This window comes from Spirosoma pomorum (assembly GCF_054776615.1).
In genome coordinates this window covers 55488-74093 of record NZ_BAAHBP010000016.1, presented here as the reverse complement: position 1 = coordinate 74093, position 18606 = coordinate 55488, and the positions used below count along the sequence as shown (strand labels likewise).

The window sequence follows — 18606 nt, the reverse complement described above, 5'->3', positions numbered from 1 at the left end:
ACGGCTGAAGAGCGATTCGTTTGACGAAACTATGGATAAACCCAAAGCGGCACAACGTATCCGACTATATTTCTCCGGAACGCTATGCCGCTTGACCGTCAAGAAAACCGTAGATTACTCGTTTTTCTTACGTTCGGCTTCGATCGCCAGGACGTTATTGTTGGCTATTTTCATGCTGGCCGTCAGGTTGTCGACGGGTCGCACTTCCACGTATTTTTCCCCCTGGCTCAGCAACTCGACTTTAACCCGGTGGAAGGTCATCGTATCCCCTTTGGCTTCGTTGGTCGCAAAGACAAACTTATCCGTTCCGTCATCCAGAATGGCCGTTCGTGGCAAGGTATTCTTGCTCTCCCGCTTACCAGAGCCCACCAGCCGGGCCTGAACAGTCATGTCGGCCAGCAGCATTGGGCTATTTTTTGGCCGCTCGAAGACAACGTGCAGGGTAATGGCGCCGTTCTCATTATCGATCGAGCGCGAGATGTATTTTACCGTCCCTTTGACGGGCGCTAGCGTGTGGTTGACAAAACTTAGCTCCACAGCCTGCCCTTCGCGCACGTAGTTGGCGTCTTTCTCGTACACAAATACATCAGCCTGTACCCGGTTGGCGTCAATCACTTCAGCCAGTAGCGTTTCGGGTTGTACCGTAGCGCCGATATTCTCGAGAAATTTATACACAAAACCGTCAATGGGCGAGCGAATGATAACGGTGTTGGTCGGATGACCTTCGAGCGCCAGCCCGGCTTTCACCCCCAGTAGATTCAGCTTGCTTTTTAGCACCGTCCGGCGGGCAATGGCCGCTTTCAGCTTGGCGTCAATGGCCTGATAATCAGCCAGTACACCAATGTTACTTTTCCGCAGTTCGTCCTGCCGTTTGAACTCGGCCTGTAGAAATTCAGCATCGCTGGCCGCAGCCGCGTAGTCGTTCTCTAATTCCAGCAACGCAAAGCTGGATAAGCGTACCAGCGGCTGGCCCTTGCGAACCCCCTGCCCTTCCCGTACGTAAATCTGCTCGATCTTCCCGCTGATGTGGCTGCTCACTTCGGCCTTACTGTCGGGAAGCAACGTAATGACCCCATTCGCATAAATGATAGGCTCCAGCACACGTGATTCCAGACTGACCAGATCAACACCAACGGTATTAAGCTGGCTCTTAGTCAGGTTGAGCCGGTTAACGTCCCGCTTAACCGGCGCCTTTTTCACGGCCTCTCCTTCCTTACTCTCTGCCGATCCCTGGCAGCCACTCAAGGCTGCCAGTAACGCCAGTATTAAATACGTTCCCGCAATAGTATGTCGACTCATGGTTGATTATTCTCCTTTCAGATATTGTAGCGTGATGACCGATTGGTTGAAATTACGGAGGGCTTCCAGATACCCCAGCCGGGTTTTAAATGCCTGCTGTAAGCTAAGCAGTACGTCATAGTAACCGATACTACCGAGCCGGTAGCCATCATTGGCCGCTTTGATCAGTTCGTTAGCCTGCAACAGACCGATGGAGGTGTAATACTCCAAAGCCTCGGCGTACTGCAGGTAATCCGAGTAAGCTTTGTCGTAATCACCCTGTAACTCATAATTGTTCAGGGTAATCTGGCTGTTAGCAATGGCTACGTCCGTTTCAGCCGCGGCAATGCGTGACTGAGCAACCCAACCCCAGACCGGCAGCGACAACCCAAAGCGGAACCGGTACAGCAGCGGTGAATCCCGGTACCCCTGGTTCAGATACCCGACGATCAGGTTAGGCAGCCGCCGTTTCTTTTCCAGCACCAGCGCCGACTCGTTCAACCGCAGATTCTGCTGGTAGAAAGCCGTCTGCGGGTTACGCGTAAACGTAGAGTCCGTCGTCAGGAACGAGTATGACGATCCCATTCGCTCGAATGGCCCCGTTACCCGTAACGTGGTGTCGTTGGGCACGCCAATCAGCAGCCCCAGTTGAATCCGGGCGCTTCTGACTTTGGCCCTGGTCTGGTCGAGCTGGTAGTTAATTTCACGCTGCTGCGCCTGCGCATTCAGCAGATCGATGCGGGAAATCTGGCCGACCCGCAAACGAACCTGAGTTACCTGCGAGAAAACCAGCAGCAGACTGTCCTGCTGGCGGTAGTTGTTGATGGTTTCGCGCAGGTATTTCAGGTCATTATATACGGTTCGTACGTTGTAGCGTAGCGTATTCGCCACCGTGCTCCGCTCGGTTTCGCTCAGTGAAACCTGCTGCATTTGCACTTTTTTCTGATTCTTGTAGACAGTGGGCAACGAAAACGGCAGCAGTACCCCCGGCTGAAACCGAGTTGTGGTTGGCGCTTCGAAAATCAGCTCTGGCCCCGACAAACTTAATGCTCCCGGTATCAGCGCCCGTTGCTTATCGACCCGCAGCCGGGCTACTTTCACCTGTGGGTTCTCGCGGATTGCCAACTCAATGGCTTCTGGCAACGTAACAACTCGGCGCGACTGTGGCTGCGCCTTCGCCGTAGCCACCAACAGCAGCGAACAGGCTACGGCTAGTGGTAATTGTTTTTTTATAGGACTACTCATGCAATGGTTTCAGTTTCGACGGGTGGCTGGGCAGATACATTTTTCGGGGAGAACATAGCGTAAAGCACGGGCAGTACGATCAGGGTCAGAATGGTTGCCGTCAGCAGGCCCCCAATCACAACCGTTGCCAGCGGCTTCTGCACCTCGGCACCAACGCTGGTCGACAAGGCCATGGGAATAAAGCCTAGCGCGGCCACGAACGAGGTCATCAGTACAGGGCGCAATCGTTCCTGCAACCCACGTAATACCCGCTCGTTCGGGTCGGCAACGCCCTCTTCGGCCAGCGCGTTGAAATGGCTGACCAGGATAATCCCGTTCAGCACCGAGATGCCGAACAGGGCAATAAAGCCTACCCCCGCCGAGATACTGAAGTTCATGTCGCGCAGCATCAGCGATAGAATGCCTCCCACGGCCGACAATGGAACGACGGCGTAAATCAGTAGACTGTCCCGGAAATTGCCGAACGTCAGATAGAGTAGTCCAAAGATGACGAGCAGCGAAATGGGCAATACGATCGATAACCGGTCCTTAGCTCGACTGAAGTTTTCGAATTGCCCGCCGTACGTAATCGAGTATTCGGCGGGGAGTTTTACCTGTGCGTCAACGGCTTTGATTACGTCGTTTACCACCGATTGCAGGTCGCGTTCCCGCACGTTGAAGCCAATATTGACCACCCGTTTCATGTTAACGTGGGTAATTTCCGAGGGGCCAATGTCTTCCGTAATATCAGCCAGTTCGCGCAGGGGAATCGGATTGTTATTCTGATCGTTCACCAGCAGGTTTTCGATGGCGTCCGGGCGGACACGGTCGTCGCCCGCGAGCCGGAACGTCAGATCGAACCGCCGATCCCCTTCGAAGATCGTACCGGCGGTCGCTCCCCCGAAGGCCATCTGAATAGCCCGGTTCACCTGCTCGACTTTGATCCCATGCACGGCCAGCCGCTGCCGGTCGTACTTGATATTCAACTGAGGCAGCCCGAATACTTTACTGGCTTTTACGTCAACCGCACCGGGGACTTCCCGCACGACGCCAATAATCTCCCGCATTTTTACGAGCAGCGTATCCAGGTTGTCGCCGTACAGTTGCGCTACTACATCCGTACGGGCCCCGTTCATCATGTCGTTGACCCGGCTTTCGATGGGTTGCGTAATGGCGTAGATCGGACCGGGGTACTGCGCCATGAAGTCATTGACCTGCACGGCCAGGTCTTCCTGTTTCGTCGCCTTCGTCCAGGTTTCTTTGGGACTCAGGGAGATGTACAACTCCTGCGATTCCAGCGGCAATGGGTCAACTTTAACCTCCGACGTGCCGATCTTGGAAACTACGCCTTTGATCTCATCCGGAAATTCTTTGATCAGCGCGGCCTGAAAAATCTGGCTCAGGCGAATTGACTCCGTCAGCGTGGTACCAGTTGGCAAGTCCATATCAATCATCATGTCCCCTTCCTGCAACTTCGGAATGAACTCCCCCCCAATGCGGGAGAAACCGATGACACCCAGTACCAGAATTCCAACGGCTACGCCAACGACGACAAGCTTGGCCCGCAGACCAGCCGCCAATACCGGCCGTAAGCCCTTGTAAAAGAACTGAACCAGTTTCTCGGAGAAGCCATGATCATGGGCTGACTTGGGCGGGCGCATGATGAGCGCACTCATCATCGGTACGTAGGTGATGGCCAGAATCAGCGCACCCAGGATGGCGAAACCAACGGTTTTCGCCATGGGTGAAAACATTTTCCCTTCCACGCCTTCCAGCGTCAGAATCGGGAAATACACGATCAGGATAATTATCCCCCCGAACAGCACGGATCGTTTTACGTCGACAACCGAGTCGATCACAATATTCTGCCGTTCCTTGTACGTAAATTTTTTGTTTACTCCGTCCTCGTGCTCAGCCTGTTCCTGGCGTTTCCCCATGGCAATGGCCAGAAACAGGACAACTGACTCCACCACGATGATAGCCGGATCGACCAACAGCCCAAAGTCAATGGCGCCCAGACTCATGATGTTACCGACAATGCCCAGTTGTCCCATCCAGATGAAGGCAAACAGCATGGCCAGTGGAATCACTGATGCCGCCAACAGACTAGCCCGCCAGTTCCCCAGCAGCACCAGGATCACGATCACAACGATGACCGCTCCTTCAATCAGGTTGTGCGCTACGGTATCAATGGCGGCCGTAACGATCCGGGACCGATCCAGGAACGGCTCGATGACCAGGCCGTCGGGCAGGGTTTTCTGAATCTCTTTGAACCGCTCCTTAAGGCGACTGATCACTTCGTTCCCGTTGGCACCCTTCATCATCAGGATCGAGCCCCCTACTACTTCGCCTTTGCCGTTCTGACTCAAGGCGCCAAATCGAAGGGCGTGGCCCATGTCGACATCAGCCACGTCCCGGACCAGAATCGGCGCGTTCCCATTCTTACGAACGACCGTCTGGGCGACCTCATCGATCGTATTGATCAGTCCGACCCCGCGAATGGTAAATGCTTTGTTGTCCTTCTCAATGTAGGCCCCCCCCGTATTACCGTTGCCCTGCGAGAGGGCTGCGTACAGGTCGTCGACTGTAACGCCCAGCGCCCGCATCCGGTCGGGTTTCAGCTTCGCCTGGTATTCCTTACTGTAGCCGCCGTAGCCGCTCACATCAGCGATACCCTCCATACCAAGCAGTTGTCGCCGGATTGACCAGTCTTGCAACGTCCGGATCTCGGTCAACGTGTACCGCGGATTTTTGGGATCGATCGGTCGGATAACGTACTGGTAGATTTCCCCCAGTCCCGTCGATACCGGACCCAAAATGGGCGTCCCGGCCCCCTCGGGAATGTCGTTCTTGACCTGTTCGAGTCGTTCGAATACCTGCTGACGCGCCCAGTAAATATCCGTGTCGTCCGTAAAAATCAACTTCACGACCGACGAACCGAACTTCGATACAGACCTGGCTTCGATCAAACCAGGAATATTAGCCATGGCCAGCTCGATGGGCGTGGAGATGAATTTCTCGATCTCGAGCGACGACAGATTCTGTGAGTTCGTGATTACGTCCACCTGCTGATTAGTTACGTCAGGCGTCGCATCGATAGGTAAATTTTTGAGTGAATAGCCCCCCCAGGCTATAAGCACGAGCAGCAGCAGTCCAACGGTCCATGGACTGCGCACGCTCCATGCAATGATCTTATCAATCATAGAATGAGCAGAAAAATGAAAAGAAAATGACTAGAAGTCGCCGAAACGGGTAGAACGTTCGGGACAGGATACGGCGGTCTGATCGACTTCAACCGGAGAAATCGATAGCAAACGAACGTATCAAACCAGAAATTGACCTAAGCGATCTGCGGAGGGGGCGTCAGATAATCCAGAATATACAGGCTGGAATGAATCAGGGGGTTGGGAAAAACAGATTCAGCAGCAGGTTCCCGAAACGTACGGATAGCGTAAGTAGGCAGTTTTTCGACCAGAATATCGACGTTGGGAATGATGGGGTTACTGGCCGAATCACCGGGTGCCATGCCGTCCGTCTGACCCAGTTCGGGCACGCCCAACCAGGATTGCATCAGTAATTTTCGAAAACTTTGGGAGGTTCCCGACGACCGAGCTTCCCGGTATTCAACAGCCTGACCGGTTAGTGGATACGTATCGGGAGCGTCGATGCTTATGTTAATGACATGTAATGCCAGTAATAAGCAAGCAAATCGAAGGATCAGTATGTGTTTATGCTGTCTATTCATACTGTAAGCCACAAAAATAGCTTTCTCAGTAAATAATCCTAAAATCCTGTAAAAAGTTTAACTTTTGCCATACTCAATACAATTTATATAAGCAAAAACGGCGTGTTGACAGTTTTTGATTAACTGTCAACACGCCGTCTAATAAACGATCACTTAGTAGCGAAACGGCCTTCTTACCGTTGGTAACTCACCCGGTAAATAACTCCGTTGTTATCATCCGTAAAGAGCAAGGAGCCATCAGGATGCGCAATCAAACCAACCGGCCGGCCAAACTGTGAACGATTGTTGTCAACCAGAAAGCCGGTGACGAAATCGTCCGTTCGAACGGGTTTACCATTTTCGAAATGCACGCGAACAACGTTATAGCCCGATGGCTCGGTGCGGTTCCAGGAACCCCGCATCGTAACAAACGCATCATTTTGATACTCGGTCGGCAGCATGCTTCCCGTGTAGAAAATCATGGCCAGCGGAGCCGCGTGTGCCTTATAGGTTAGCACTGGCACGGTCGTCAGTGCCCGATATTGCGCGTAGGTTGTATCGCTCGTTGGGCGTGGGTGGGCGTTGTACACCCCATCGCCGAAAATGTAAGGCCAGCCGTAGAAAGCGTTCTGCTTAATTAGGTTTAATTCCTCGGGTTGCTGTTCATCGCCCAACCAGTCAATACCATGGTCAAAGCCATACATTTCTTTAGTCTGCGGATGCCAGCCGAAACCAATCGTATTCCGCAACCCCTTCGCAAAAATGACCCGCCCGGTCCCGTCTGGATTGGCGCGCAGGATAGTCGCGTGTTCCGGATTGGGCTCGGCGCAGGCGTTACAAGTACTCCCCACCGTCAGGTACATCAGTCCATCCGGTCCGAAGGCAATCGTGCGGTTGGGGTGCTGACCAGCGTCGGGCAGATCGCTGATGATGCGCTGAGGCTGGCCCAGGGTACCATCATTGTTCATCGTGACGGTGTACACATCGTTGATGGACACCAGATACATTCGGCCAGCGTGGATTGTGATACCGTGTACATTAGCGATTTTAGCGACCTCCTGTTTAGTATCAGCTTTTCCATCAGCATTGGTATCACGTAACAGCGTTACCGTGCCAGCCGCCCGGTCGGTAACGTACACATTTCCCGAAGTGCTAACGGCTAGCTGGCGGGGTTTCCCCAGTTGATCGGCAAATTTGGCGATGGTAAACCCGGCGGGCACTTTAAGCTGTGCAATCCGGGCATCTGTTGCCGGGACCAGAGCGGGTTCAAATACGTTCCCTTGGATTTGAGAGGATGTTGGTGAATCGGTTGTCTCCGGAATCTGTGGGTCAACGACGCTGTCTTTGTTGCAGGCCAGCAGGCAACTGGCAACGAGTACGCCCCAGATACTGGGCGCTGAGAAGAAATGGTTTTTCATGGGTTTACCCTGATTAGTTGAGTCGGAGCGAGATCGTCTTAGATTAAAGACTGATTAAAACACCCCAGCTCACACCTAACTGCCCATAAAATCCATTGTTTATGTAGAATGTCCGTTTGCGAGTCAATGGACCCGTTATTTCTTCTATTGATTTCAGGCGAATTACTTCACCCGGGTCCAGTCTTTGGTTTGCCCGAGCATTCGCATGCCGAGCATGTATCCGTGAACACTGAGGATATTGGGCCCGCGCATCGCCAGATCGCAGCCGTAGGTACGACCGTCTTCGGGATTGTAGATCTGCCCATCACTCCACAGGTTCCCCCCTTTATAATTCATGTTTGTCAGGATGACCAGGTTAATCAGGGGGCGATTACGTAATTTTTCTTCCGGGTTCTTTTCATCCATCTTAGGCTTATTTGTCCCCGGTTCGTTGGCCTCTATCATCCAGACAACGCGACCGTAATAGGTATTCCCCTGTTTGAAAATCTGTACTTGGTTTCGTTTTTTGGAACTGAGCCACGTGCCAACAATGGCATCGGGATTATCAGCTTTTGGGGTGAAGGAGCCCAGCGTCAGCAGGCAGACAAGTACTATAGTAATGGTGAAAAGCACTTTCATAAACGAACCTGAGCAATTACGGATTGACCTGCACTATAAACGATTTTATAACCCAATTAATCTATATGTACTACACACTTGTGTAAAAACGACCCTTCATTTCCGGAACCGTAAAGTCGGGTTGTGACGTTGCCTGTTTATACTAGCAACGATTCCGCATTTCCTTTGTTTGTTCCGTCCGCTTCCGACCAGCAGTTTATTCAGCAGCATCTCACCGCCGATACCAGCAAGCTGCTCCTACGATCGCATCCAGCGGAGTTACCTGTTCGGGAGCTAACGGCGCAAATTGCCGCCCGGCAGAAAGCCAAAGACAAACTGCCAACCTGGTACGCCAACCAGGCGCTGGTATTTCCACCGGCGCTATCGGTCGAGCAGGCTTCGTCGGAGCAGGCCGCCCGTTATAAGGCATCGCTGGTCGGTGGGCACCAACTGCTGGACCTAACCGGAGGCATGGGTGTTGATAGCTGGGCCTTTGCGGAACGGGTAAAACAGGTTCGGTACATCGAACATCGGGCGGATCTGACCGAACTTGCGGCTTACAACCTACCCCGGTTGGGTGCGACGAACGTAACCGTCCAGACCAGCGACGGTTTGACCGTTGCTCAGGAACTGGCCGAACCCGTCGACTGGATTTACCTGGACCCCCATCGCCGGAACGAACAGGGCGGGAAGGTCGTTCGACTGGCCGACTGCGAGCCCGATCTATCCCAACCCGCTGTTTTAGCGAACTTACTGACCAAGACCAATCGAGTACTCCTAAAGGTCTCTCCGCTGATTGACATCGATGATACCGTTCGGCAACTGTCGGGCGTTGACGCTGTTCATATTGTGGCGGTACAAGGGGAAGTCAAAGAAGTACTGTTTGTGCTTACGGCGGAGTCTGCCCCAGGTCTTACCATTACTGCGGTAAACCTGTTTCCCGAACGAACTATTCGCTTTGCCTACCAGCATAGCGACGAACGAACGGCGGCCGTCCAGCTCGGCGATCCTCAGATGTATCTCTACGAACCCAACGCGGCCGTTTTAAAGGCAGGGGCCTTTCGGCTGGTAGCGACGCGTTTTGGCCTGCGGAAGCTGGCTCCCAGCAGCCATCTCTACACCAGTGATGAACTCGTTCCGGCGTTTCCAGGTCGGACATTTGCGCTGCAACAGATCAGCAAACCCGACCGGAAGTCGTTGCAGCCGATCGTACCCGGTTTGAAAGCTAACCTAACCGTACGAAACTTCCCCCAGTCAGTTGCTGACCTGCGCAAAAAGCTGGGATTGAAGGAAGGGGGCGATACGTATATTTTCGCGACGACCCTGCAAAACGGTGACAAACGATTACTGATTACCCACAAGATCTCCAGCTATTAACGAGAAAACAGGAACAAGCCTGACCATGGCGAGTCACCATGCCCCCCCTGCACTATGGAAAACTTTGAGAACGTAATTTTTATCATGGCCATCTTGATAGGCCTGTCGGCGGTAGCTGACAAAATAAAACTGCCTTACCCGGTACTGCTGGTCGCGGTGGGGCTGTTCATTGGTTTCGTTCCCGTCCTGCCCGATCTGTCACTCGATCCAGACGTGGTCTTCCTGATTTTTCTGCCTCCGCTGCTCTACGATTCGGCGGCCAAGACTTCCTGGCAGGAGTTTACGGCCTCCATCCGGACCATATCGACGCTGGCCGTTACGCTGGTTTTTTTTACTACGTTGGCCGTCGCTATGGCCGCCCACTATTTTATTCCAGGCTTTAGCTGGCCCCTGGCTTTTGTGCTGGGTGCTATTGTTTCGCCACCGGACGCGGTAGCCGCAACCAGCATCACGCAGGGACTTGGCCTGAACAAACGGGTTATTGCGATTCTAGAGGGGGAGAGTTTACTGAACGATGCGTCAGCGCTAATTGCGTACCGGTACGCGGTCACCGCCGTGATGACGGGATCATTTGTCTTCTGGCAGGCCAGCCTTCAATTTCTGCTTGTGGCCGGTGGAGGGTTACTAATAGGAATCGCTACCGGATACGTATTCAGCCTGGTTTTCGCGCGTGTTCATAACAATCCGATTGTCGAAACCAGTCTGACCCTCCTGGCTCCTTTTGTGGCTTATCTAGCCGCTGAGCACGTTGAGGTTTCCGGCATCTTGGCGGTCGTCAGCGCTGGATTGGTCATCACTTGGCGCGCTCCCGAAGTTTTTTCCTATAAATCCCGCATGCAATCACGCGCGGTTTGGGATACGGTCATTTTTCTGATGAATGGGGTAATCTTTATTCTGATCGGGTTGCAGCTACCGGCTATCGTCCGGGGTCTGTACACCTACTCAACCTGGGATCTGGTTCGGTATAGTATCATTATCAGCATCGTAACGATCATTGTCCGGATTTTGTGGGTATTCGTTAGTGCGTACTATCAGCGCCTGATGGCCTACAAACGTAATGCAACTGACCACGAGGAAATTCACTGGAAAAATGTACTGATCGTTGCCTGGACGGGTACGCGGGGGGTTGTTTCGCTGGCGACAGCGCTGGCCCTGCCGTTGACGATGCCCAGTGGTACACCGTTTCCCAACCGGCCAATTATCCTGTTCCTCGCCTTCGTGGTGATTTTCGCTACCCTGGTACTGCAGGGACTAACGCTCCCGTTACTTATTCGACTGCTGGGTGTAGAGCCACAGCAAGCCGATCGAAACGAGGAAAACGAACTCCAGTTATTTATGGCACGCAGTGTGTTGAGCTTCGTGAAAAACGATCTGCCCGACACGATCGACAAGGACGTTCAACGTCAGATCCGGGTTCGTTACGAACGCGTTGTCGATCGACTGGGTCGTAATCTTTCCGAAAGCAGAAAAACCTACGAAACGTCAGCCGATGCCATGGATGCGTTCAACGACTTGCTGACGGCCCAGTTACTAATCAGCAATTTTCAGCAGGATCTGCTGATAAAACTACACAAAGAGGGGAAATTCAGCGACGCCAGTGTACGCGCAGCCGAGCAGGAGCTGGACTTAAGCAAAGCTCAACTCGATACGTTGCTGTTACGTAGCGACTCTTAAGCAGCCGCCCGCCAGCAATCTAGTATACACCTACCAAATCATCTGACGAATGGTCAGTTCGGGGTTGTTTCGTTCGTATTCGCGCACGCAATCGGCACCCTCTGGCGTCAGCTGGTAGCAAACGTCGTTCTCTTCTTCGTCATAGTTAGCTACCACTAAACCGCTGTTTAGCAACCCCATGACGTAATACTTAACCATCAGCTGGTCGAAACTGGTCTGTTCGGCCAATTGATCCCAGGTTAAGCACTGGCGCACTGCAGTAAGCGTACTGTATTGACCGAAAGTCAGGAACATAAATGCACTTATTAACTGAAAAACTTTACCCAAGCAGCCACCTGATGTTAGTCATTGAATAATCCATCAACGCCACAGTAGTTCGCTTTTCCTTTATTTTCTAATTAGTACTATATCAACGTAAGTGATGTTACAATAATTATACCCGATAAAGCTGTACCGATCCGCTGCTACTTATTTATTGCTGATACATAGGAGGCATCGGCAGAAATAGTACAATTTCTTTAGCAGGGTAATCCCGTTGACCAATGATTCCGTATATAGGTACAATGTCACGAATAATCTTATTTTTGACGTGTATTAGCCACCGTAATTAATCTTAACCGAATGAATCCTTCATTTACCCCTTACGTCTTCATCGCCGATGATGATGACGATGACCGCTTTTTACTCAAAATCAGTTTCAGTTTGCATTATCCTCACTGCCACCTGCAGTTTGTTAACGACGGGCAGGATCTGCTGGAACAACTGGAACAAACTGAACACACACCTACTCTGATCGTACTGGATCTGAACATGCCCCGACTCAACGGATTCGAGGTGCTTGAGTCACTTCGGCAAAGCAGTAAGCACATGAATACACCCGTAATCATGCTTACCACGTCAACCAATACCGACGACCGGGATCTAGCTTTTCGGCTGGGCGCCCGCGAATTTATCACCAAGCCACTGAGCCTAGACCAGTTGGAGCAGATTGTCGGTCGTTTCCAGAAATATTGGTTACTAACTGCTGAGCAATAGACTGATTGACGTAATAAGTAAGCCCGGCCTTGTCAACAAGGCTGGGCTTTTTTGCTTATAGTATGGATGATGAGCTGGTGCAAGAACGCACACCGCTTGCACCAAGTATCTGCAATCGATCAGGTAGTCTGCCGAGTTGGCCGGGTTGCCGATAAATCAATCTGAAGGTAATTGTGGTGGCATGCCAGGCAGCGGTATGATTTAATGGGTACTGTAGGCAGAATTGCTTTCAGCCACCGAGGCCGGGCTATTCGGTCCGTGTGTCGATTACCACAAACGGGACAACGCTTTCGAAACGTGATTTTCCGAACCAGGAACACGACTATGGCGACTAACAGAACAGCGCCAATGAGCATAATAAGGTACTGATTCATACTTCATAAAGTTAGTTGGGGAGCATAGTGAATGTAAGTAATTAAACTATTAAGGAAAATGCAACTTATCGACCGGTTACATTTATCTTAATACCCCTACAAACCAGCGCTTTACTCCTATTAAACGACCCAATAACACCCCTCGTTCTTAGTAATCAAGCGGCCTTATCTATGAAATGGATATATAATCAGTTGCACTTTCCGGCGCAATTCGCACAGCTTTTCTGACAAGAAAAAGTATATAAGCGGGTGGACAACTCTTTTAGCCGTACGCTGCATGCCTCTCCTTTTGCCCCCATGAAAAAACTGCTTTTTTGCCTGTCCCTTCTTGCTTGTTCTGCACGGGCACAGACGATATCACCCACTCAGCTACCCTGGTCGCAACGACTCGCCGAAACTATAATCAAAAACAATCCGGACTCGATTCGCTATCCGATGGCAAAAGCAGCGCATTGGGAGTATGAAATGGGCGTTTTTCTGGAAGCGGTGGAGCGGCTCTGGTACCGGACGGGCAACGCGCGTTATTTCGATTATATTCAGAAAAACGTTGACAACTTCGTGCAAAACGATGGTACGATCCGGACGTACGCGCTGGACGAATACAACATCGACCTTGTTACGCCCGGCCGGTCGCTGTTGATGCTCGCGCAGCAAACCCTTCCCGGCCGGGAGAAATATAGGAAAGCAGCCGATATTCTGCGCAATCAACTGGCCCAGCAGCCCCGGACCACGGAAGGTGGTTTCTGGCACAAAAAGCGGTATCCCAATCAGATGTGGCTGGATGGTCTGTACATGGCCGAGCCCTTCTACGCCGAATATAGCCTTCTGTTTGCGCCCAAAAACACGCAAACCAAGAGCTTTGACGACATAACGAACCAGTTTGTGTGGATGGAAAAACACGCCCGCAATTCTAAAACGGGGCTCCTTTACCACGGCTGGGATGAAAGCAGGCAGCAAAAATGGGCCAACCACCAGACGGGCACGTCGCCCAATTTCTGGAGCCGCTCAATTGGCTGGTATACCATGGCACTGGTCGATGTGTTGGACTACTTACCAGCCAGCTATTCCCGCCGGGGCGAGTTAATTACCATTTTGCAACGGCTCATGCCCGCCGTCGTCAAGTTTCAGGACCCGGCGTCGGGTTGCTGGTTTCAGGTAACCGATCGAATGGGTGCCGATCGTAACTATCTGGAAGCGTCGGGTACAGCTATGTTCGTGTATGCGTTGGCGAAAGGTGTGCGTATGGGTTACCTGCCCGTATCGATGATGCCAGCAGCACGTAAAGGATACGCGGGTATGCTCAAAAACTTTATCTCGACCGATGACAAAGGATTGATTCACCTGGAAAAAACCGTATTGGTGAGCGGATTGGGCGGTAATCCGTACCGCGACGGTAGCTACGATTACTACCTCAGTGAGCCCCTGCGCCAGGATGATCTGAAAGGTGTTGGTCCTTTTATTTTTGCCAGCATCGAAATGGAGATCGATCAGGAACGTGCTGTGCCGCTGGGCGTAAAAAAGACGGTGGGCGTTGATACGTACTTTAATCACGAATTCCGCAAGGGAGCCGACGGCCAGCTTGAGCCGTTTCACTACACTTGGGAGGACCGGCAGCATTCTGGCTTCTGGCTCTGGGGCGATACGTTCCGAAATCTGGGAGCAAGCACCGTTTCGGTTACAGCGCCAACGGCCAGTAACTTGCAGAATGTCAATGTCTATATCATCGTCGACCCCGATACGAAGAAGGAAACAGCGTCCCCTAACTACGTCAGTCCGGCGGACATTCAGACGATCAGTAAATGGGTAAAAGACGGCGGGGTGTTGATGCTGCTGGCGAACGATACGTCCAATTGCGAACACCCGCACTTTAATCAGCTAGCGAGCGAGTTCGGGATTCGGTTTCTCCCCAAAAACGTTAATATGGTGCAGGGCACGAAGTTTGAACAGGGTACCGTTCAGATCGCTACGACTCAACGCACGGCCCTCTCAAAAACTATCTTTCCGACAACAAAGCAGGTTTACATCAAAGAGTTATCCCCGCTTGGCGTGCAGTCACCCGCCCAAACTATCGTCAGTCAAAACGGCGATATCATTATGGCAATAGCCAAATGGGGCAAGGGTACCGTTTTCGCTGTCGGCGATCCTTGGCTGTATAATGAGTACACAGACGGCCGCCGAATTCCAGCTCAGTACGAAAACTTCAACGCGGGCAAAGAGCTGGCCACCTGGTTGCTAAAGCAGACCCGTGTGACCAACGCTCCTGTCAGCAGCCGTAAGTAGATCAGTTACCTTCCTTAAAGAATACTCGCTTGACCCGTTCGCTTACGCCAGTCAGAATCTCGTAGGGAATCGTGCCAATCTGCCGGGCCAGCTCGGTGATTGATAGGTCTGCGCCAAAGACAATGGCCTCATCACCTTCCTCGACGCGGGCATTCGTTACGTCTACCATGGTCATATCCATGCAGACGCTACCCACCGTTGGACACCGAACGCCATTGACCAGTACGTGGCCAACGCCATTACCAAGCCGCCGGTCATAACCGTCGGCGTAGCCAATTGCCAGCGTCGCAATACGGGCGACATGATTGAGTACCCCCCGGCGACTGTAGCCAACGGACTCGCCGGCGGGGATGGTTTTTATCTGACTGATTACCGTTTTGAGCGTTCCCGCCGGACGTACCATGGCGCTTTCCAGCTGACTTGACTCGACGCCATACAGGCCGATCCCCAGCCGTACCATGTCCAATTTAAATTCAGGGAAGCGCACGATTCCGGCCGAGTTGAGCAGGTGGCGCGTAGGTCGATACCCTAATTGGGCTTCCAGCTGGTCGGTACTACGCAGGAAAGTGTCGTACTGTTGGCGGGAGAAACTATTGAACCGGGCTTCGTCGGCCCCAACCAGATGCGTAAATACGGTAGCGACCCGGAGTGCAGGGCGCTCCTTAATATACGCCACAACCCCAGCGACTTCGTTTTCCAGAAAGCCCAGCCGGTGCATACCCGTATCGATCTTCAGGTGAATCGACGGAATCACATCAGCTGGCTGATTGGCCGTAAAAGCTCCCCATTCCTGCATCATACGCTGGCTGTAGATTTCAGGCTCCAGGCGATAGTCCAGCAACGTAGCAAAACTCTGCGGGGCCGGATTCATAACCATGATGGGTAACGTAATGCCGTTCTGCCGCAACGTCACTCCTTCGTCGGCATAGGCCACGGCCAGATAATCGACCCGGTGAAACTGAAGTAGCTGAGCGACTTCGGCACTACCACTGCCATACGCAAAGGCTTTCACCATGACCATAATCTTGGTCTGCGGCCCCACCTTTTCCCGGTAATAGTTCAGGTTGTGCGTCAGCGCATCCAAATTAATCTCCAGCACCGTACCGTGCACTTTTCGCTGTAGTCGGTTCACGATCCGCTCGAACGAAAAAGGTCGGGCTCCCTTTACCAGCACCGCACTATCGCGCAGTTCGTCAACGGGGAATTCGGCCAGAAACTGATCCGTTGTTTCGTAAAATAAACTGTTGTCCGCAAAACAGCTACGGTGCTGCCCAACAACCGGCCCGATGCCTATAAACCAGCTTACCTGATTGAGCCGCATCATCGTGCCAACCTGCTCGTACAGGTCCTCTTCCCGTTGCCCCGACTGCAATACGTCGGACAGAATAACCACCCGTTTGTCGCGGCCGTTTTGCTGGTTCAGGAAGCTGAGTGCCAATTGCAGCCCCGCTACGTCGTTATTGTACGAATCATCAATCAGGACGCAGTTGTTGATCCCCTCCTTCTGCTCCAATCGCATCGATACCGGGCGTAATCGATTCAACCGTGTCTGTAGCTGGGCCTGTACGATTTCTCCGTTCAACGCCTGCATGGTTACCAGACAGTGCAATAAATTCTCGACCGAGGCAGGGTCACAGAAAGGCAGTTGCAACGTGAGCGTGTCGGTTGATGTGCTTAGCCGGAGCAGATCACCATCAACGGATGCCTGATACGTAGCGTTCTTACCGGTCAGCGACCAGCTCGTGAGCTGCACGCTGGGATTAACGGCTCTGATCAACAAGCGAACCTCTTCGTCGATTTCGTGGTAATCAGCGCAGTAGATCAGCGTTTTAACGTGGCTGAATAACCGCAGTTTCTCGGCAATCTTCTGGCGGTGCGTCCGAAACCCCTCATCGTGAGCCGTACCGATATTTGTGAAAATACCAACGGTAGGCTGGATGATTGCTTCGAGCATTTCCATCTCGTGGGGTCGCGAGATTCCCGCTTCAAAGATCCCCAGCGTGTGCCGCTCGTTGAGCTGATGAACGGCCAGCGGCACGCCCAACTGCGAGTTGTAGCTCTTCGGACTCTTGGCCACGACGTAATCATCGCTCAGCAGCTGAGCCAGCCATTCCTTGACAATGGTCTTACCGTTACTGCCCGTAATGCCGACGACCGGGATTGTAAACTGACGCCGGTAGTCGGCCGCCAGCGTTTGCAGCATTCGTAGGCTACTGTCGGTTTCAACAAACGTAGCGTCGGCGTACTGGCTCAGCTCAGCGCGCCGGTCGGGCGTCAGGGCTGCCCGCTCCACTACAAACTGCCGGACGCCTTTTTGGTAAAGCTCACCAATAAACTGGTGGCCATCGTGGTGCTCCCCCCGAATGGCAAAAAAAACGGCATTCGTCACCTGGTCAGGAACCTGACGGGAATCGGTTAGCCAGCGTGCGTCGAGCAGCGATGGTTGATACGCAGTCATCATAATCAGAGCCGCCGGACTTACATCCAGCCGCGTCGTTTAAAATAAATCACTTCGCCGATGGCGATCGCAACCATGGCCGTCCACACCCAGAAATAGCCGGTGCGGCTGTGAAGTTCGGGCATATGGTCGAAATTCATACCGTAGACGCCCACAATAAAGGTTAGCGGAATGAAAATGGCCGACACAATGGTCAACGTTTTCATGACCGAATTCATCCGGTTATTCACGATAGAATAGTAGACATCCATCAGCCCAGAAATTATATCCCGCTGGGAATCAAGCGTCTCCACTGTCTGATTTACGTGGTCTGATAAATCCCGCAGGAACGGCACCGTGCTCGCCTTAATCAGGGATGAATCTTCGCGCAGGAGCACCGACATGATCTCGCGTACTGGCAGGATTGTTCGGCGGATGTATCCCAGCTCGCGTTTTAGCCGGTACAGTCGGTTAAGGATTTCCCGGTCCGTCGCTTCCTTCACAATCTCTTCTTCCAGCTCGTCGATTTTGTCGCTGATCCGCTCAACAACGACCGAATAATGGTCAACAATCAGGTCCATCAACGAATACATCAGGTAATCGGGTCCGTTCCGGCGCGTTTTGCCCGACGAGGCTTTGATCCGCTCGATCACCGGATCGAAGATATCATGCGTGCGTTCTTCCTGAAACGACAGCAGGTAATTCTCGCCCAGCACCAGACTAACGTGTTCCGCTTCAATGATCTGCTGTTCCTGGTTATGGTGCAGCATTTTTAGGGTCACGAAAACAACCGGCCCGCTCGATGTTTCGCTGTCCTGCGCGGGGGGAGCGTCGTACAGCTCGATCTTGGGTTTCTGCTCGACGTTTATTACGTCTTCCAGCAGGAGCGTGTGCAGGTGGTAACGTTGCCCCAAGGCGGCAATTACCTTGGTTTTATGAATGCCATCGACGTCGGTCCAGTTGACAAACGGCGTGCCCGTGTCGGGAAGCTGGCAGGCGCTTAATTTGCTGTTATCATCAATGTGGTACTCGTCGGCGTTATACTTGATCCGCTTGATTTTTATCGCGTGCTCGATGTCCTCACCAATGTAGGTCAGGGTCCCCGGTGACGTACCAAAGGTTTTCTCCGCCGAGCGGTAACGTTTGTGTTTCGACATGAAGCGTCGGAAAAGAATGTCTACGTATTAC

Annotated in this window: 14 protein-coding genes; 4 read left to right on the top strand and 10 right to left on the bottom strand. The window is 52.5% G+C overall.

The annotated features are described in order from the left end of the window. Positions 1 to 114: 114 nt before the first annotated feature. From ACYVAD_RS10340 to ACYVAD_RS10315, 6 genes are all read right to left on the bottom strand, one after another. A complete protein-coding gene (locus tag ACYVAD_RS10340; RefSeq protein ID WP_461139408.1) occupies positions 115 to 1299 on the bottom strand; it encodes an efflux RND transporter periplasmic adaptor subunit in 1185 nt (394 codons plus the stop codon). Positions 1300 to 1305: 6 nt separating this feature from the next. Next, positions 1306 to 2523: a TolC family protein gene (locus tag ACYVAD_RS10335; protein WP_461139407.1), complete on the bottom strand. Its 1218-nt coding sequence runs from the start codon at positions 2521 to 2523 to the stop codon at positions 1306 to 1308. After that, on the bottom strand, positions 2520 to 5705 hold the full coding sequence (locus ACYVAD_RS10330) for an efflux RND transporter permease subunit (RefSeq protein ID WP_461139406.1): 3186 nt from the start codon (positions 5703 to 5705) through the stop codon (positions 2520 to 2522). The genes ACYVAD_RS10335 and ACYVAD_RS10330 overlap by 4 nt, the downstream gene beginning before the upstream one ends. A gap of 137 nt (positions 5706 to 5842) precedes the next feature. Beyond that, positions 5843 to 6247, bottom strand: a complete 405-nt coding sequence (locus ACYVAD_RS10325; protein ID WP_461139405.1) for a hypothetical protein — start codon at positions 6245 to 6247, stop codon at positions 5843 to 5845. Positions 6248 to 6420: 173 nt separating this feature from the next. Further along, on the bottom strand, positions 6421 to 7644 hold the full coding sequence (locus ACYVAD_RS10320) for a PQQ-dependent sugar dehydrogenase (protein WP_461139404.1): 1224 nt from the start codon (positions 7642 to 7644) through the stop codon (positions 6421 to 6423). Between the two features lie 162 nt (positions 7645 to 7806). After that, on the bottom strand, positions 7807 to 8262 hold the full coding sequence (locus ACYVAD_RS10315) for a DUF2147 domain-containing protein (RefSeq protein ID WP_461139403.1): 456 nt from the start codon (positions 8260 to 8262) through the stop codon (positions 7807 to 7809). 165 nt (positions 8263 to 8427) lie between these two features. On the opposite strand from ACYVAD_RS10315, the gene ACYVAD_RS10310 reads away from it, so the two are divergent. Together ACYVAD_RS10310 and ACYVAD_RS10305 are read left to right on the top strand one after the other, a co-directional pair. Further along, positions 8428 to 9618: a THUMP-like domain-containing protein gene (locus ACYVAD_RS10310; RefSeq protein WP_461139402.1), complete on the top strand. Its 1191-nt coding sequence runs from the start codon at positions 8428 to 8430 to the stop codon at positions 9616 to 9618. A gap of 54 nt (positions 9619 to 9672) precedes the next feature. Next, positions 9673 to 11292, top strand: a complete 1620-nt coding sequence (locus ACYVAD_RS10305) for a Na+/H+ antiporter (RefSeq protein WP_461139401.1) — start codon at positions 9673 to 9675, stop codon at positions 11290 to 11292. 30 nt (positions 11293 to 11322) lie between these two features. Here ACYVAD_RS10305 and ACYVAD_RS10300 read toward each other — a convergent pair whose 3' ends face one another. Continuing rightward, positions 11323 to 11586, bottom strand: a complete 264-nt coding sequence (locus ACYVAD_RS10300) for a hypothetical protein (protein ID WP_461139400.1) — start codon at positions 11584 to 11586, stop codon at positions 11323 to 11325. Positions 11587 to 11913: 327 nt separating this feature from the next. On the opposite strand from ACYVAD_RS10300, the gene ACYVAD_RS10295 reads away from it, so the two are divergent. Next, positions 11914 to 12327, top strand: a complete 414-nt coding sequence (locus ACYVAD_RS10295) for a response regulator (RefSeq protein ID WP_461139399.1) — start codon at positions 11914 to 11916, stop codon at positions 12325 to 12327. 119 nt (positions 12328 to 12446) lie between these two features. Here the strand turns inward: ACYVAD_RS10295 and ACYVAD_RS10290 are convergent, their stop codons facing one another. Further along, positions 12447 to 12701, bottom strand: coding sequence for a hypothetical protein (locus ACYVAD_RS10290; protein WP_461139398.1), 255 nt, complete (start codon positions 12699 to 12701; stop codon positions 12447 to 12449). 297 nt (positions 12702 to 12998) lie between these two features. Here ACYVAD_RS10290 and ACYVAD_RS10285 point away from each other — a divergent pair, with 297 nt between their 5' ends. Continuing rightward, complete coding sequence (locus tag ACYVAD_RS10285; RefSeq protein ID WP_461139397.1) at positions 12999 to 14981, top strand: DUF4350 domain-containing protein; 1983 nt, start codon at positions 12999 to 13001, stop codon at positions 14979 to 14981. Between the two features lies 1 nt (position 14982). Here ACYVAD_RS10285 and ACYVAD_RS10280 read toward each other — a convergent pair whose 3' ends face one another. Together ACYVAD_RS10280 and corA are read right to left on the bottom strand one after the other, a co-directional pair. Next, positions 14983 to 17439, bottom strand: coding sequence for a bifunctional UDP-N-acetylmuramoyl-tripeptide:D-alanyl-D-alanine ligase/alanine racemase (locus tag ACYVAD_RS10280; protein WP_461139558.1), 2457 nt, complete (start codon positions 17437 to 17439; stop codon positions 14983 to 14985). Between the two features lie 20 nt (positions 17440 to 17459). After that, positions 17460 to 18575, bottom strand: coding sequence for a magnesium/cobalt transporter CorA (gene corA, locus ACYVAD_RS10275; RefSeq protein WP_461139396.1), 1116 nt, complete (start codon positions 18573 to 18575; stop codon positions 17460 to 17462). Between the last annotated feature and the right edge of the window lie 31 nt (positions 18576 to 18606).

Excerpts from the sequence above, each read along its gene's own strand:
- corA (WP_461139396.1), bottom strand. The coding sequence starts at position 18,575 with ATGTCGAAACACAAACGTTACCGCTCGGCGGAGAAAACCTTTGGTACG.
- ACYVAD_RS10280 (WP_461139558.1), bottom strand. The coding sequence starts at position 17,439 with ATGACTGCGTATCAACCATCGCTGCTCGACGCACGCTGGCTAACCGAT.
- ACYVAD_RS10330 (WP_461139406.1), bottom strand. The coding sequence starts at position 5,705 with ATGATTGATAAGATCATTGCATGGAGCGTGCGCAGTCCATGGACCGTT.
- ACYVAD_RS10340 (WP_461139408.1), bottom strand. The coding sequence starts at position 1,299 with ATGAGTCGACATACTATTGCGGGAACGTATTTAATACTGGCGTTACTG.
- ACYVAD_RS10315 (WP_461139403.1), bottom strand. The coding sequence starts at position 8,262 with ATGAAAGTGCTTTTCACCATTACTATAGTACTTGTCTGCCTGCTGACG.
- ACYVAD_RS10285 (WP_461139397.1), top strand. The coding sequence starts at position 12,999 with ATGAAAAAACTGCTTTTTTGCCTGTCCCTTCTTGCTTGTTCTGCACGG.
- ACYVAD_RS10335 (WP_461139407.1), bottom strand. The coding sequence starts at position 2,523 with ATGAGTAGTCCTATAAAAAAACAATTACCACTAGCCGTAGCCTGTTCG.
- ACYVAD_RS10320 (WP_461139404.1), bottom strand. The coding sequence starts at position 7,644 with ATGAAAAACCATTTCTTCTCAGCGCCCAGTATCTGGGGCGTACTCGTT.
- ACYVAD_RS10295 (WP_461139399.1), top strand. The coding sequence starts at position 11,914 with ATGAATCCTTCATTTACCCCTTACGTCTTCATCGCCGATGATGATGAC.
- ACYVAD_RS10290 (WP_461139398.1), bottom strand. The coding sequence starts at position 12,701 with ATGAATCAGTACCTTATTATGCTCATTGGCGCTGTTCTGTTAGTCGCC.
- ACYVAD_RS10300 (WP_461139400.1), bottom strand. The coding sequence starts at position 11,586 with ATGTTCCTGACTTTCGGTCAATACAGTACGCTTACTGCAGTGCGCCAG.
- ACYVAD_RS10305 (WP_461139401.1), top strand. The coding sequence starts at position 9,673 with ATGGAAAACTTTGAGAACGTAATTTTTATCATGGCCATCTTGATAGGC.
- ACYVAD_RS10325 (WP_461139405.1), bottom strand. The coding sequence starts at position 6,247 with ATGAATAGACAGCATAAACACATACTGATCCTTCGATTTGCTTGCTTA.